Raw genomic sequence first — 14,317 nt, forward strand, 5'->3', positions numbered from 1 at the left:
TCGGCGACAATGGACCGATGGACACCGCCGCGCGGTTGTTGCGCCTGCTGACGTTGCTGCAGAGCCGGCCGGACCGGCCCGGGCCCGAGCTCGCCGAGCGCTTGGAGGTCAGCACCCGCACGGTGCGCGCCGACGTGGAACGCCTGCGGGGCTTGGGATATCCGGTCCACGCCACGTCCGGTGTCGGCGGCGGCTACCGGCTGGGCGCGGGTGCCGCGCTGCCGCCGCTGCTCCTCGACGACGACGAGGCGGTCGCCGTGGCGGTTGCGCTGCGCTCGGCGGGCACCGAAGCGGCGATCAGCGCGCTCACCAAGCTCCAGCAGGTGCTCCCGCCGCGGCTGGGTGCGCGCGTGCGGGCGTTGCAGGCCACCAGCGCGGCGGTCCCCGGCCCTGATGTCGACCCCGACGTTCTCGGCGAGATCGCCCGCAGCTGCCGCGACCACGAGCGGCTGCGCTTCGACTACCGCGTCCGCGACGAGGCCGTGACCAGCCGTGATGTCGAGCCGCACCGCCTGGTCAGCACCGGCCGCCGCTGGTATCTCGTCGGGTGGGACCTCGACCGGGCCGACTGGCGCACCTACCGGGTCGACCGGATACGGCTGCGCACCCCGGGCGGTCCCCGCTTCGAGCCCAGGGAGCCGCCGGACGGGGGCTTTACCGGGTTCGTCACGCGGGGCGTCGCGGAGGTGCTGTGGAACTACCGGGCCGACGTCGAGGTCCACGGCTCGGCGGAGGAGGTCGCGTGCCTGCTCCCGGTCGCGTGGCCCGTCACCGCGCTCGGGCCTGGCAGCTGCCTGGTGGAAGCCGGGGCCGACACCCCGCACGACCTCGCCGTCTACCTCGCCGCGCTCGACCGGGACTTCACGATCATCGATGCCCCCGAGCTGCGCGAGGCGGCGGCTCAGCTCGCCCACCGGCTCGGCCAGGCCGGCTCGCGGTGACCAACTCGCCGGTCGACTCCGGCGCCCGGTCACGACGGGGGTGCATGGTAGAGAAGAGGCATGGCAGCAGGGCAGCCCCGGAAGCGGAAGGGGGAGGAGACCGAGCGCACGGCGGCGGCGACCAGCCCCATCGCGCGCGTGCTGGTCGACGTCCCGCTCCCGGTGCACCTGGACCGCCCGTTCGACTACCGCGTTCCCGACCGGCTCGACGCCGACGCGCAACCGGGCTGCCGGGTGCGGGTGCGCTTCCGCGGCAAGCTCGTCGACGGCTACCTGCTGGAACGCGTCGAGACCTCCGACTTCAAGGGCAATCTCGCCTGGCTGGAGCGGGTGTCCTCGCCGGAAGCGGTGCTCACGCCCGACATGCTCGCCCAGGCCCAGGCCGTCGCCCACCGCTACGGCGGGATGCTCGTCGACGTCCTGCGGCTGGCGATCCCGCCGCGCAGCGCGGCTGCCGAGAAGTCCGCGCGCCGCGAGCCGCTCCCGCCACCGCAACGCCCGGAAACGCCCGCGTGGCAGCGATATCAGCACGGCCAGTCCTTTCTGGACGCGCTGCACGCCGGTCGTCCCGCGCGGGCGGTGTGGCAGGCGCTGCCGGGGGAGGACTGGCCCGCCCGGCTCGCCGAGGCCGCCGCGACCACGGCGTCGGCCGGGCGCGGCGCGCTGATCGTCGTCCCCGACCACCGCGACCTCAAGCGCCTGCACTCCGCGTGCGCGGCGCTGCTCGGCGACGACGTGGTGACGCTGACCGCCGACAGCGGCCCGGCCGAGCGGTACAAGCACTGGCTCGCAGCGCTGCGCGGCGCCGCCCGGGTCGTCATCGGCACGCGCGCGGCGATGTTCGCGCCGGTCCGCGACCTGGGGCTGGCCGTGGTGTGGGACGACGGCGACGACCTGCACAGCTACCCGCAGGTGCCCTACCCGCACACCCGCGACGTGCTCACCCAGCGCGCCCACACCGCCGGTGCCGCGCTGATCGTCGGCGGGTTCGCGCGCACCGCCGAGGCCGCGCTGCTGGTCGAATCCGGCTGGGCGCACGAACTCGTCGCGCACCGCACCGAAGTCCGCAGCGCCGCACCGCGCGTCACCTCCATCGGCGAGGATGACACCCAGCTGGCCCGCGATCCGGCCGCCCGCGCGGCCCGGCTGCCCTCGGTCGGCTTCGAGGCCGCCCGGGCCGCGCTCAACAACGGCGCCCCGGTGCTCGTCCAGGTGCCCCGCCGTGGCTACGTGCCTGCGCTGGCCTGCGGAGACTGCCGCGAACGCGCCCGGTGCCGACGGTGCGCGGGGCCGCTGGCGCTGCCCGGCGGAACCGAGGACGGCATGCCCAAACCCGCTGCGTGCCAGTGGTGCGGGGCGGCCGAAGCCGCGTTCAAGTGCCCCCAGTGCGGGTCGCGCCGGTTGCGCGCGGTCGCCGTCGGGGCCGGCCGCACCGCCGAGGAGCTGGGGCGCGCGTTCCCCGGGTTCCCGGTGCGCACCTCCGGGGCGGGCGAGATCCTCGCCGACGTGCCCGGCAAGCCCGCGCTGATCGTGTGCACGCCCGGCGCCGAACCGGTCGCCGACGGCGGTTACGGCGCGGCGTTGCTGCTCGACGGACGCACCATGCTCGGACGACCGGAGCTGCGGGCTTCGGAGACCGCGCTGCGCAAGTGGTTCGCCGCGGCCGCGCTCGTCCGGCCCGCTTCCGAAGGCGGTCGGGTCGTGGTGATGGCCGAGTCCTCGCTGCAGCCGGTGCAGGCCCTAGTCCGCTGGGATCCCGCCTGGTACGCCGCGCAGGAGCTCGCCGAACGCGCCGAGCTCGGCTTCCCGCCTGCGCGCCGCGTCGCGGCCGTCGACGGCACGCCCGACGCCATCGAAGCCCTCCTGGACTCCGCGGACCTCCCCGCCAGCGCCGAGGTCCTCGGGCCGGTACCGCTCGGCGAGGTCGACGAGGACGGCAACTCCGAGCGAGAACGCCTCATCGTCCGCGTCGACCGCTCCGAAGGCCGGGCCCTGGCCGACTCCCTGCACGCCGCCCAGGCGATCCGCGCGGCGCGGAAGGCCACCGAGCTCCGGGTCCGCCTGGATCCGTTGGAGATGCTGTAGTGGTCCGGATCTTCCTGGAGACCGAGCGGGTGGTGCTGCGGGAGCTCACCGAGGAGGATTCCGGCGAGGTCTTCCGCCTCAACAACGATCCCGAGGTCATGCGCTACCTCAACGGCGGCCTGCCGACCACGTTCGACGAGGTCCGGTCCAGGACCATGCCGCTGTACCTGGACCGCTACGCGCGCTTCGGCGGCCACGGCAACTGGGTCGCCGCCGATCGCGGAACCGGTGAATTCCTGGGCCTTTTCAAGTTCCACCCGAACACGCCGACCGAGTCCGACGACTTCGAGCTCGGCTACCGGATGCACCGCTCCACCTGGTGCCGGGGCCTGGCCACCGAGGGCGCGATCGCCCTCATCGGCAAGGGGTTCACCGAACTCGACCTGCGCCGGGTCTGGGCCCAGACCATGACGGTCAACACCGGATCCCGCCGGGTGATGGAAAAGGCAGGGCTCCGCTACGTCCGCACGTTCTTCACCACCTGGCCGGAAGGGCCCATCGAGGGCTCCGAGCACGGCGACGTCGAATACGCCCTCACCCGCGACGAGTGGCTCGCCCAGGGGTGACCGCGGGTCAGCGGGTGGGGAACATCGCCCGGAGGGTCTTGGTGCGGTTGCGCTCGGCGTGAGTGGTGGCCAGGTGTTGGGCCCGGCGGGGATCACCAGCGGCGATGGCGTCGACGAGGGCGTGGTGGTCGTCGGAGACCGAGTGCGGGTCGGGGATCTGCCGGACCAGCCACTGGACGCGGTAGAGGACGGGCGCGATGACCTCGCTGAGCGTGCGGTTGCGCGCGGCGGTGACCAGGAGCTGGTGGAACAGCGCGTTCGCGTCGTGCGCACCGGCCGTGTCACCGGAGCTGAAGGCGGCGTCGGCGTCGTCGACCGCCTCGCGCAGCGCGGTGAGGTCGTCATCGGTGCGCTGCTCGGCGGCCTGCCGGCAAGCGACCGCCTCCAGCGCCTGGCGGATGTCGAACAGCTCGCTGACGTCGGTCTCGGTCCAGGTCCGCACGACCAGACCGCGCGAGTTGCGGACCTCGAGGAAGCCCTCGGCGCGCAGCGCCTGCAACGCCTCCCGGGCGGGAAGCCGCGAGACACCGTAGGTGTCGGCGACGTCCCGCTCGACGAGCCGGTAGCCGGGAGGGTAGCGACCGATGATCACGTCGTTGCGCAAGGTGTCGATCAGCCGACCTCGCAGCAAGACGTTCTCGGTCGCGTTCGGGTGGGAATCTGTCCGGGACATGCCGTCCCCGATCCTAGCAGTGCGCTCGGTCGAATCACCTGCTCACCGGCCCACGCCGTCGGGCCGCGCAGGCGCCTCGAAGGGGAAGCGCCGGCGGTACTCGTCGGCCGACTCGGCCATCGTCACGAACTCGACGCCCTCGAAGCCCGCCCACCGGTCCAGCAGGCGTTCCAGCATCAGCAGCACCTGCGGGCGCCCGGAGACGTCGGGGTGCAGCGTCATCGGGATGACCGCGTAGTCGAGCTCGCGGTGGACCCAGTCGAACTGGTCGTTCCACAGGGCTTCGATGTCGCGCGGGTTGACGAACCCGTGCGAGTTCGGGTGCGACTTGATGAACATCATCGGCGGCAGGTCGTCGACGTACCAGTTGCCGCAGAACTCGACGAGATCGATTTCCTCGCCGTGGGCAAGCGGTTTCATCCAGTGGGCCGCGGGCTGCGAGGTGTCGATCGGGGTCCACCGGTCGCCGACGCGCGCGTAGAACGGCACGAAGTCGTGGTAGTTCTGCGAGTGGTCGTAGGAGAACCCGAACTCGGCGAGGATGCCCGCGGTGTGCTCGCTCATCTCCCACCACGGCGCGACGTATCCCCGCGGTCGCTCGCCGCACAGGTCCTCGATGAGCTCGACGCTCTTGGCCATCACGTCGCGTTCCTGCTCCGGCGACAGCGATCGCGGGTTCTCGTGGCTGTATCCGTGCGCGCCGATCTCGTGCCCGGCCTCCACGCACATCCGCGCCTGCTCGGGGAAGGTCTCGATCGAGTGGCCGGGCCAGAACCACGTGGTGGTGATGCCGCGTCGTTCCAGCAGCTTCAGCATCCGGGGCACGCCGACCTGACCGGCGAACACGCCGCGCTGCATGTCGTTGGGGGAGTCCTGGCCACCGTAGGAGCCCAGCCATCCCGCGCAGGAGTCCACATCGACGCCGACGCAGACCTGGATCTTCTTCATGCGTTCTTTCCCTTTCCACATCGGGGATTCACCGGTCGAGGAGTGCGGCCACCGCATCCCGCGCGGCGTTCACGGCCTCCACATCGGAGGCGGACCACTCGCGTTCGGCCATGCTGTGCGCCGACAGCCACGCCACGACGTCCCCGTCCCGTTCGACCGGGCCCAGCACCTGCGCGCTCACGCCGTAGACCTCGCGCAGCGCTTGCGGCGGGAAGGGCGGTTCGGTGAACGCGGGCTGGACGAGGACCCGGCGGTGCTCGTCCAGCCACCGCACGGTGTCGAGGCCGCGCTGGTCTAGGGACGGGTCGTGCTGGATGGAGCGCACGCCCGCGGCGCGCGACTCGGCCGCGCACAGGTCGACGTGCAGGCCCCGCCGGGGGTCGTCGATGCGCAGGGTGGTCCGGTCGCAGCCGGTGCGCTCGCGGAGCTCGGTGACGAGCGCGGTGGCCCGGTGCCGCAGGTCCGCCTGGTCGAGCAGCGCCCCGGCGCCGGTGATGCGCGCGGGCGCGCCGACGGTTTCCAGGGCCCACCACGACGTCGCGGCGATGCTGTCGATCACCGGGACGCCCAGCTCGTCCTCGACGGACTCGGCGACCGCGGCCCCGTCCACGTTGGTGCAGATCAGCCCGACCGCCTGGCCACCGGAGCTCATCGCACCGCGCAGCAGCGCGGCGACCTCGGCGGAATCGGGGGCGGCGAAGGAGCGGTTGTCGGTCAGTCCCCACTCGCGGTGTCCGGTGATGCCGATCCCGTGCCGCCCGTACTCGGCGATGATCGCCTCCACCACGTCGGAGGTGTAGGGCGTGGCGCAGGCCAGTTCGGTGATACCGAAGGCGCGGCAGGCCTGCAGGATCGCCAGCGTCGAGGTGGTGGTCGGGATGCCGGTGCGGTCGGTGATCGCCTCGACGATCCGCCGGTCGTGGTCGGCTCCCAGCCACGACCCGGCGGTGCCGTTCCAGACGACGCAGTCCACCGCGGCATCGGCCAGCAGCGCCGCGGCGTCGACCATCGTCTCGACGTCGAAGGACGCGCCCGAACCGTCGCGCGCGATGGCGTGCACGGGAATTCGGGTGCACACGAAGTCGACATCGGACCGATCGGCCAGCAACCGCCGGGTGGCGGGCTCGACGGTGGTGTTCGACGACGGGACGATCATGCCGATGCGGGTCATGCCGCACCTCCCCGGATCGGGCTGGACTCGGAGCGGGGAGCCAGTCGCGTGCTGTAGTCCAGGACCAGCACGGAGATCGTCATGAGGACCCCGGCACCGACGAAGTAGAGCAGCGCCCCGGTGTAACCACCGGTCGCGCCGACGATGAGCCCGACCGCGATCGGCGTGATGAACCCGGAGATGTTGCCCGCCAGGTTCATGGCCCCGCCGAGCACCCCGGCGTCCTCGGTGCCGCCGAGGATCGCGGGCACGGCCCAGAACAGGCCGACCCAGCGCAGGAAGAACAGCACGGTGGACAGCAGGGTGATCGCGGCGATCGGGCCCGGCACGAGCACGACGCCGACCAGTCCGGCGATCACGCACAGCCCGGCGAAGCCCAGCAGGGTCCGCATCACCGGGTTGGTGCGGTAGCCGCGGTCGCGGAGGCGGTCGGCGAGCTGCCCGCCGAGGATCTCACCGACGAAACCGGCGCCGAAGATGACGAAGGTGGACCAGCCGATGGTCTTGAGGTCGAAACCCTTGCTCTCCGACAAGAACAGCGGACCCCAGGTCAGCAGTCCGTAGAAGACGCCGTTGAAACCCAGCCATCCCAGGCACATCGCCCAGAAGCTGCGGTAGCGCAGGTAGTGCAGGAGGCCGGCCCGGCGGCCGGTGGCCTGGTGCCGCGCGTTCTCCTCGCGCCGGGCCTCGGCGAGGTAGGCGCGTTCGGCGTCGTCGACGCCGGGATGGGCTTCCGGGGTGTCGCGGATGGCCCGCCACGCCCAGAACCCGAGCAGCATCGTGGCGACACCGGCGGCGACGAACGCCCACCGCCAGCTGCCGGTGGCCGCGATGAGCCCGGTGATCACGACGCCGCCGAACGCCGAGCCCAGCGGCGCGCCGGCGTCGAGGATGGTGGCGCCGCGGCCGCGCTCCTTCTCGGTGAGGAAGACGGCGTTGAGCTTGCCGCCCGCGGGCATGATGGGTGCTTCGGCGACGCCGAGCGCGGCTCTGCCGACCGCCATCGTGGCGGTGTTGGGCGCGAGGCCCGAGATCGCGGTCGCTCCGCCCCAGCCCAGGCAGGCCGCGGTGATCAGCTTGCGCGGACCGAACCGGTCGATCAGCCAACCGGCCGGGATCTGCATGGCGGCGTAGGCCCAGAAGAAGACCGACAGCAGGACGCCGGTGACCTCGGGCCCGATGCCGAACTCGGTCTTGATCATCGGGAGGGCCACGGACAGCGATCCGCGGTCGATGTAGTTGACGGTGACCAACAACAACAGGAGACCGAACAAGCGCCAACGGGTGTTGGACATCTGCATCATCCTTTGTTTGGTATACCAACACGGTATACCAAACAAAGGTATGAGCTGATCCGCCGATGAACAAGAGTCAGTTGTAACCGTCGGGTAAAAGCCGCGTCCGGCGTGCTAGGGGCTCGTCGCCCGGGCCGCGTCCGGTCGGCCGGTGCGGTGCTCGATGGCTCGATCCAGGACTGCGACCAGGACGTCCTTGGTGGCCGGTTTGCTCCTGGCGTCGAAGTGCAGGACCGGGACGTCCGGGTCGAGGTCGAGAGCCCCGGCGATCTGGTCCGGTTCGTGGTGCGGAGCGCCGTCGAACTCGTTGACCGCGACCACGAACGGGATCCCGCGGTCCTCGAAGAAGTCGAGGATGGCGAAGCACTGGCCCAGCCGTTGCGGGTCGACGATGACGATCGCGCCCAGCGCGCCGAGCGCGATGCTGTCCCACATCGGCCAGAAGCGGTCCTGGCCTGGAGTGCCGAACAGGTAGAGCTTCGGGCCGCTGGGCAGGTCCAGCCGACCGAAGTCCAGGGCGACCGTCGTGGTCTTCTTGTCCTGCACGCCCGCCAGGTCGTCGATCCCGACACCCGCCTCGGTGAGGATCTCCTCGGTCCGCAGCGGCTCCCGATCGGTGAGCTTGGTGATCATCGTGGTCTTGCCGACCCCGAAAGCCCCGGCGATCACGATCTTCGCCGAGGTCGTGGTCGGGTCACAGGTTCCGGACATCGTTGCGAAGCCTCTCCATGAACGAAACGTCAGGCCGGTCGGTGCGCGGCGCGGTCACCCGCAGCAGGCCGCGGTCGACGAGATCGCCGACCAGCACGCGCGCCACCGAGATCGGGCTCTCCAGCTCCGCGGCGATCTCGGCCAGCGAAACCGGTTTCGAGCACAACTCCCGCACCGTCGTGGCGCTCAGCGACACGTCGTCGACGGTGGTGTCGGGAACGGCGTGCAGCAGAGCCGACACGTCCAGCTCGTCGCTGGTGACATCGGTGCGACCGCCGGTGTGCACGTAGGGCCGCACCAGCGGTCCGGGTTCGTCGTCGTTCCACTCGGCCATGCCGGTCACCGCCGCGCCGGAGTGGCCAGGTGCGAACCCACCCGCGAGACCAGCTGCTCGACGGCCGTGGACGCCAGTTCGAGGTCCGCGCTCGCCGGAACGACGACCAGCAGGCCGGTGCGCTCCGCGGCCTGGCCGAGCATCAGGAACGCCTCGTCGCTCTCGATCAGCGTGCTCCGCACACCCCCGGAACCGGTGTGCGCGCTCGCGCTGGACACCATGCTGTTGATCGAGGCCCCCAGGGCGGCCAGCGCGTCGGCCTCGTCCTCGGACATGCCGGAGAACGAGGTGGGCAGGCCGTCGGCCGAGAACAAGATGAGGCCCCGGACATCGGGAACCTGCCTGCGGAAATCTTCGAGCAACCAGCTCAGGTTGTCGCTGTTCACGAACGTCCCTCCTGCTCAGCACGGGCGCGTCGGATCTTGTTCATGAACGCTACCGCCCCGGACGACTGCTCTTCATCCTCGGAAACCGTTCCCTCGGTGGAGGATTCGCCCGGTCTGCCCTTGAGCCGCGCGAGCGTGGTGCCGCGCTTGCGCTGCGGCAGGCCGCCGGGCGAGTCCGGTTCGGTCACCGTCGACGTGCTGTGGGGTCGGCGCCGCATCCGGATCGTCGTCTCGGTGCTGCGCTCGCGCTGCGCGAACACGTGCTCGGCGATGATGTCGCCGGGCAGCGCCACCGAGGCGCGCGTTCCCGAACCCTCACCGGGGTGCAGGCTGACGGCGATGCCGCGCCGCTGCGCGAGCCGGCTGACCACGACGAGGCCGAGCCGCACGTCGTCCTGCACCGACGTGGCGGTGAAATCCGGTGGCGCGGCGAGCGTTCGGTTGATCCGCTCGCGGTCGGGCTCCTTCATGCCCAGACCGCAGTCCTCGATCTCCACCAGCACGCCGTCGTCGGCGCGCTCCACCCGCACCACCACCGGCGAGTTCGGCGGCGAGAAGCGGGTGGCGTTGTCCATCAGCTCCGCCAGCACCCGGATCGTGTCGGTGACCGCCGGTCCCTTGACCGCCACCGCGGGCACCGCGCGGACGTTGATCCGCGTGTAGTGCTCGGTCTCGCCGATCGCCGACTGCACGAGCTTGCCCAGCGGCACCGGGTCGCGCCAGCGGCGACCCGGTCGGTCACCGGAGAGCACCCGCAGGTTCTCGATCTTGCGCCGCAGCCGCGTGACCGTGCTGTCGACCTGCAGCAACCGCCGGAGCTTGGCCGGGTCCTGCTCGTCGTGCTCAGCGGCGTCGATGAGCACGATCGCCTGCTGGATGAGCGTCTGCTGCCCGCTGGCGATCGCGGCGATGGCGCTGCGGAACGCCGCGTGCGTGGCGGCCTCGTTGATCGTGGCGTCGATGGTGGCGCGCTGCGAGACCTCCATCGCGTCGGCGACCTGGCCGATCTCGTCGCGACCGAAGTCCAGCTCGCCCAGCTCGCCGTCGACGTCGACCCGTTTGCCCTCCCGGGCGCGCTCCAGGATCGGCGGCAGCAGGTCGTTGGTGCGGTGCAGCACCGCGTCCCGCAGCCGGGCCAGCCGAGCCAGCACCTGCTCGGTGACCCCGATGTTGCGCCACGAGTACCACCAGCAGCCGGCGATCACCGCGACCGCGACCAGCACCACCAGGATCGTCCAGACGAACTTCGCGTAGCTCTGCGTCATGCCCAGCGTGATCGCGTGGTCGGACTGGGCCATCGACATCGCGTTGAGCTCGCTGCCCACCGTGCTGACGTCGGTGTGCCAGGCCCGCTGCTGCTGCGGCGACATCGCGTTCGGCGCGTCCGCACCGGCCGCGATCAGCTGGTCCTCCACAGCGGTGAGCCGCTGCCAGGCCCCCGAACGCGTCAGCTCGCGGTAGCGCTCCTGCACCTGCGGCGCGGAATGGGCGCTCTCGGCCCGGATCCGGCTGCGGTAGGTGAACACCCGCTCGGCGAACGCGAGGTGCTCGCCCGCGTCGAAACGACCCGAGTCCACCGCGGCCCCGCCGATCATGGCCGCGCGCTGCATCAGGTCGGAGGCGCGCAGCAGCTCGGTGGCGGTGATGCCTTCCTGGGTGACCTGGATGTCGTGGGCGAGGCGGGACTGGGTGTCGAACAGGTCGATGCCCGAGTCGATCACGGAGTTGAAGTAGTCGACGGTCGCGCGCCGGTTGAGCTCGGTGCCTTGCGCGAGCGTTCGGCGCTGCGGCAGTTCGGCCAGGCGGCGCTGGAACTGCGCGGTCTTCTCGGCGATCGGCTCCGGCGCGTATCCCGTCAGAGCGTCCAGCGTGGCGTTGAGCTCGGCGACGTTGCGGTCGGTCGCGGCACGCGCGGCGGTCAGTTCCGCGGGCGGGATCCCGGTCCGCACAGACAGGTCGCGTTCGTGCTGGAGCGCCTCGAAACCGCGCATCGCGGACGTACCGGCCTCCTTGGCCGCGACTCCGATCCTCCAGACGACGAAGGATTCGACCCCCTGCGGCACCGTCGAGGACAGCAGCACGACCGACAGCAGCACGATCGGCAGTGTGAGCGCGCGCGAAAGACGCCTCTTGATGGTCCGGTGATGAGTGTCGGCGTCCTGTGACGTCACCAGCGGAAACCCCCCTCCGGTTTCAGCGGCGATGATGAGTGCACGGACGCTAGCAGCTGATCAACCCTGCGTGTCGCGAAGTGGAGGTCGTGTCAACGCATGTGACACGTTCATACCAACGCAGGCTACGCGGTGGTCACGATCAGCATGCGGAACCACAAACCGTGCAACCACTTCGCGCAGCCGCGAGGTCCCGCCCGCAGCTGCGCGAACCGGCGTCAGTAGCGCTGGACGTTCGGTGCGCCCGGCGTCGGCTGGGCGCTCGCCGAGTGGGGTGCCGAGGTCTTGGCCGGATCTCCGTCGGAGGTGTAGCGCGACGCCGGGTCGGCGGCGAGCTTGTCGAGCCAGGCCGCCGAGCCGTAACCCGCGTCCTCGCCGACCGGGCCCTGCGAGCGGATCCGCGGGATGTTGGCCGGGTCGAAGTCGGTGGTGAACGGCGACGGAGCCGGGTTCGAGCCCACCAGCATCACGCTCGTGTGGTGGTAGGTGACCCCGTCGCCCGAACCGTCGGAGGCCAGCCGCTCGTCGTCGGGGTGCATGCCCAGCGGCAGCGCGATCGAGTCCACCCGCAGGCCCGGAACGGCGTCGGTGATGACGCGCTGCATCCCGGCGATCTCCTGCTGCGCCTCCGCCGAGGAGACCCGGCCGAGGTTGGGGTGGTTCATCGTGTGGTTGCCGATCTCGAAACCGTTGTCGTGCAACCAGGTGAGGCTGCGCCGACCGGTGGGCTCCTCGAACGGCGGATTGAACACGTACATCGTTGCCACTGGGCGGAAGCCCGGGTTGGTCTGAGCCACCGAGAGCAGGATGCCGACGGCCGATTCCGGCGCCGGGTTCCCCGCCGGGTCCACAGTGAACTGGGTGGCCGAGCCGTCGTCGAAGGTCAGCACCACCGGGTGCTTCCCCGCGGGGATGTCGATCTTCCCGGAGGCGTACTCGGTGGCCGTCACCGGAACGTAGCCCTCGCGGGCGAGCCGTTCCAGCTCGGCCCGGAAATCGGCCGGAGTGCGGTCGTAAACGCTGCTCGGAGCGGGTGTGATGCGGTGGTACATCAGCACCGGGACGTCCCCGAGCTCGTTGGCCCCGACCGATGCGGGATCCGGTGGCGGCGGGGGAGCGGGCGGTGCGGCGGGAGCGGGAGGCGGCGGAGGAGCGGGCGCGGCGGGTGCGCTGCACGCCGCGGACGCGAGCAACATCGCGAGCGCGGCGGCGCGAACCGTGGTTCTGGAGGGCAACATCGGGACCAACGGTATAGATCCGGTTCCGGTAGCGGGATACTCCAACTGGCCAATTGATCTAGCCCGATCCGACTGCGACAGTGGGTTTCCGGACGCCGGGAGCGGCCGGAACACAATTGTCCAGCAAGGAAATTCGTGCACCGCGCGAGTTCGCCTAAGTCGGGGAGGCGAAACCGATGTCGGATGCTGCTTCAGCGCGCGCCCGCATCAAGGCCATCAGCGCCGGAATGCCCAAGTACGTCGTGATCGGAGTCGGTACCGCGCTGGTGCTGGTCTTCGGTTTCCTCCTGTTACGCGCACTGTCCACTGAGGACGTGAAGATCACCGGTTTGGATCAGCCGGTGAACACCAATGCCGAAGTCGGTATCCGGGGAGTGAGCAACGCCAAGATCACGATCGACGGCCGGGAAGTCGCCGCGCGGCAGGTCGCGGGCGGTATGGCGCTGGCACCCGCCGGTCTGCCGGATGGGCCGCACGAGTTGGTCGTCGACGCACCGCGCAGCATCTCCTGGCTCGGTTCAGACACCACGAGTCACGAGTTCACTGTGGACAGCACGCCGCCGGACCTCCAAGTCGAGGACTCGCTGCGGCCAGAAGGTCCCAACCGCCCGGTGACCGTCAACGGCAAGGCCCACGGAGCCGACCGCGTCGAGGTCGCGGGCAAGCAGGTCAAGGCCGACCCGCAGGGCGCGTTCAGCGTCGTGGTCGACAAGCCCGACCGCGACGTCAAGGTCGTCGCCACCGACGTGGCGGGCAACCGGTCCGAACGGGTCATGACCGTCCACATCAAACACCCGGGCATGCGCGCGGTGCACGTCACCGGCATGGCCTGGACCAGCGACTCGCTGCGCGAGCCGATCCTGGAGCTGGCCCGCCAGGGCAAGATCGACACCGTCGAGCTCGACCTCAAGGACGAGAGCGGCGAGGTCGTCTACGACTCCGCGGTCCCGATGGCCCACCAGATCGGCGCCGTCAAGGGCTACTACAACGCGCGCCAGGCGCTCGACCAGCTGCACGGCATGGGCGTGCGGGTCGTCGGCAGGCTCGTGGCGTTCAAGGACCCGGTGCTCGGCGCGGCCTCCTGGAACAGCGGCCACCCCGAACGCGTCGTGCAGACCTCGGGTGGTTCGCCCTGGTCCAGCGGCTACGGGCAGTTCGCCTTCACCAACTTCGCCGACCCGGTGGTGCGCCAGTACAACGTCGACATCGCCGCCGAAGCAGCCCAGCTCGGGTTCGACGACGTGCTCTACGACTACGTGCGCCGGCCGGACGGCCACATGGAGCAGATGCGCATCCCGAACCTGGTCGGCACCCCGGAGACCTCCATCGCGGAGTTCCTGCGCCAGACGCAGACCGAGGTCCGCTCGCGCGGCGCGCTCCTGGGCGCATCGGTGTTCGGCATCGCCGTCGACCGGCCGACCGAGATCGCCCAGGACGTCCGGCAGATGTCGCACTATGTCGACTACATCGCGCCGATGGTCTACCCCTCGCACTGGGCGGCCGGTGAGTTCGGCGTCGGCAACCCCAACAGCCAGCCCTACGACATCGTGGCCCGCTCGCTGGCCGCGTTCGGCAAGGCCGTGGAGGGAACCGACGTGCAGATCATCCCGTGGTTGCAGGACTTCAGCCTCGGGGTGTCCTACGGTCCAGGAGAGGTCGCGGCCCAGATCGAGGCCGCGCGAAGCAACGGCATGAACTCGTTCCTGCTGTGGGCGCCGAACTGCCGCTACCACGACGCGGCCCTGGTGCCGAGGGGCTGACCGCGACGGGCCGTTCGTCCCGGTTTCACCGGACGAGC

Annotated in this window: 13 protein-coding genes; 4 read left to right on the forward strand and 9 right to left on the reverse strand. The window is 70.9% G+C overall.

The window, feature by feature from the left end; translation table 11 throughout:
• The first annotated feature begins 17 nt into the window (after positions 1–17).
• The 3 genes from AB0J78_RS03325 to AB0J78_RS03335 are packed head-to-tail and all read left to right on the forward strand — an operon-like array spanning position 18 to position 3,592.
• Positions 18–941 (forward strand): YafY family protein, encoded by a 924-nt coding sequence (locus AB0J78_RS03325; protein ID WP_363786479.1) that lies wholly within the window; start codon positions 18–20, stop codon positions 939–941.
• 60 nt (positions 942–1,001) lie between these two features.
• Positions 1,002–3,026 carry a primosomal protein N' gene (locus AB0J78_RS03330; protein ID WP_363786481.1) on the forward strand — a complete coding sequence of 675 codons (2,025 nt, stop codon included), beginning with the start codon at positions 1,002–1,004 and terminating at the stop codon, positions 3,024–3,026.
• Complete coding sequence (locus tag AB0J78_RS03335; protein ID WP_363786483.1) at positions 3,026–3,592, forward strand: GNAT family N-acetyltransferase; 567 nt, start codon at positions 3,026–3,028, stop codon at positions 3,590–3,592. Before AB0J78_RS03330 ends, AB0J78_RS03335 begins: the two co-directional genes overlap by 1 nt.
• A gap of 7 nt (positions 3,593–3,599) precedes the next feature.
• On the opposite strand, the gene AB0J78_RS03340 is transcribed toward AB0J78_RS03335, so the two are convergent.
• The 9 genes from AB0J78_RS03340 to AB0J78_RS03380 all read right to left on the reverse strand — a co-directional run bounded on the left by AB0J78_RS03340 (position 3,600) and on the right by AB0J78_RS03380 (position 12,519).
• The gene (locus tag AB0J78_RS03340) at positions 3,600–4,265 is read right to left on the reverse strand and encodes a GntR family transcriptional regulator (protein WP_363786485.1); all 666 of its coding nucleotides are present in this window, start codon (positions 4,263–4,265) and stop codon (positions 3,600–3,602) included.
• A gap of 42 nt (positions 4,266–4,307) precedes the next feature.
• Positions 4,308–5,213 carry a polysaccharide deacetylase gene (locus AB0J78_RS03345; protein WP_363786487.1) on the reverse strand — a complete coding sequence of 302 codons (906 nt, stop codon included), beginning with the start codon at positions 5,211–5,213 and terminating at the stop codon, positions 4,308–4,310.
• 28 nt (positions 5,214–5,241) lie between these two features.
• Positions 5,242–6,384 (reverse strand): aspartate/glutamate racemase family protein, encoded by a 1,143-nt coding sequence (locus AB0J78_RS03350; protein WP_363786489.1) that lies wholly within the window; start codon positions 6,382–6,384, stop codon positions 5,242–5,244.
• Positions 6,381–7,679 carry an MFS transporter gene (locus AB0J78_RS03355; RefSeq protein ID WP_363786491.1) on the reverse strand — a complete coding sequence of 433 codons (1,299 nt, stop codon included), beginning with the start codon at positions 7,677–7,679 and terminating at the stop codon, positions 6,381–6,383. Before AB0J78_RS03355 ends, AB0J78_RS03350 begins: the two co-directional genes overlap by 4 nt.
• A 114-nt stretch (positions 7,680–7,793) precedes the next feature.
• Entirely contained in the window at positions 7,794–8,390 is a 597-nt protein-coding gene (locus tag AB0J78_RS03360) for an ATP/GTP-binding protein (protein WP_363786493.1), read from the reverse strand.
• The gene (locus AB0J78_RS03365) at positions 8,374–8,724 is read right to left on the reverse strand and encodes a DUF742 domain-containing protein (RefSeq protein ID WP_363786495.1); all 351 of its coding nucleotides are present in this window, start codon (positions 8,722–8,724) and stop codon (positions 8,374–8,376) included. Before AB0J78_RS03365 ends, AB0J78_RS03360 begins: the two co-directional genes overlap by 17 nt.
• Positions 8,725–8,729: 5 nt before the next feature.
• Entirely contained in the window at positions 8,730–9,110 is a 381-nt protein-coding gene (locus AB0J78_RS03370; RefSeq protein WP_363786497.1) for a roadblock/LC7 domain-containing protein, read from the reverse strand.
• Positions 9,107–11,206 carry a sensor histidine kinase gene (locus tag AB0J78_RS03375; protein WP_363786499.1) on the reverse strand — a complete coding sequence of 700 codons (2,100 nt, stop codon included), beginning with the start codon at positions 11,204–11,206 and terminating at the stop codon, positions 9,107–9,109. The genes AB0J78_RS03370 and AB0J78_RS03375 overlap by 4 nt, the downstream gene beginning before the upstream one ends.
• Before the next feature lie 293 nt (positions 11,207–11,499).
• A complete protein-coding gene (locus AB0J78_RS03380; protein ID WP_363786501.1) occupies positions 11,500–12,519 on the reverse strand; it encodes a polysaccharide deacetylase family protein in 1,020 nt (339 codons plus the stop codon).
• A gap of 176 nt (positions 12,520–12,695) precedes the next feature.
• On the opposite strand from AB0J78_RS03380, the gene AB0J78_RS03385 reads away from it, so the two are divergent.
• A complete protein-coding gene (locus tag AB0J78_RS03385) occupies positions 12,696–14,279 on the forward strand; it encodes a putative glycoside hydrolase (RefSeq protein ID WP_363786503.1) in 1,584 nt (527 codons plus the stop codon).
• Positions 14,280–14,317: the final 38 nt, after the last annotated feature.

Source organism: Saccharopolyspora sp. NPDC049426, from assembly GCF_040676935.1.
GTDB lineage: Bacteria > Actinomycetota > Actinomycetes > Mycobacteriales > Pseudonocardiaceae > Saccharopolyspora.

Bases quoted from the DNA above. Each gene is read 5' to 3' on its own strand.
- AB0J78_RS03325 (WP_363786479.1), top strand. From the start codon at position 18: ATGGACACCGCCGCGCGGTTGTTGCGCCTGCTGACGTTGCTGCAGAGC.
- AB0J78_RS03330 (WP_363786481.1), top strand. From the start codon at position 1,002: ATGGCAGCAGGGCAGCCCCGGAAGCGGAAGGGGGAGGAGACCGAGCGC.
- AB0J78_RS03340 (WP_363786485.1), bottom strand. From the start codon at position 4,265: ATGTCCCGGACAGATTCCCACCCGAACGCGACCGAGAACGTCTTGCTG.
- AB0J78_RS03345 (WP_363786487.1), bottom strand. From the start codon at position 5,213: ATGAAGAAGATCCAGGTCTGCGTCGGCGTCGATGTGGACTCCTGCGCG.
- AB0J78_RS03350 (WP_363786489.1), bottom strand. From the start codon at position 6,384: ATGACCCGCATCGGCATGATCGTCCCGTCGTCGAACACCACCGTCGAG.
- AB0J78_RS03355 (WP_363786491.1), bottom strand. From the start codon at position 7,679: ATGTCCAACACCCGTTGGCGCTTGTTCGGTCTCCTGTTGTTGTTGGTC.
- AB0J78_RS03360 (WP_363786493.1), bottom strand. From the start codon at position 8,390: ATGTCCGGAACCTGTGACCCGACCACGACCTCGGCGAAGATCGTGATC.
- AB0J78_RS03365 (WP_363786495.1), bottom strand. From the start codon at position 8,724: ATGGCCGAGTGGAACGACGACGAACCCGGACCGCTGGTGCGGCCCTAC.
- AB0J78_RS03380 (WP_363786501.1), bottom strand. From the start codon at position 12,519: ATGTTGCCCTCCAGAACCACGGTTCGCGCCGCCGCGCTCGCGATGTTG.
- AB0J78_RS03385 (WP_363786503.1), top strand. From the start codon at position 12,696: ATGTCGGATGCTGCTTCAGCGCGCGCCCGCATCAAGGCCATCAGCGCC.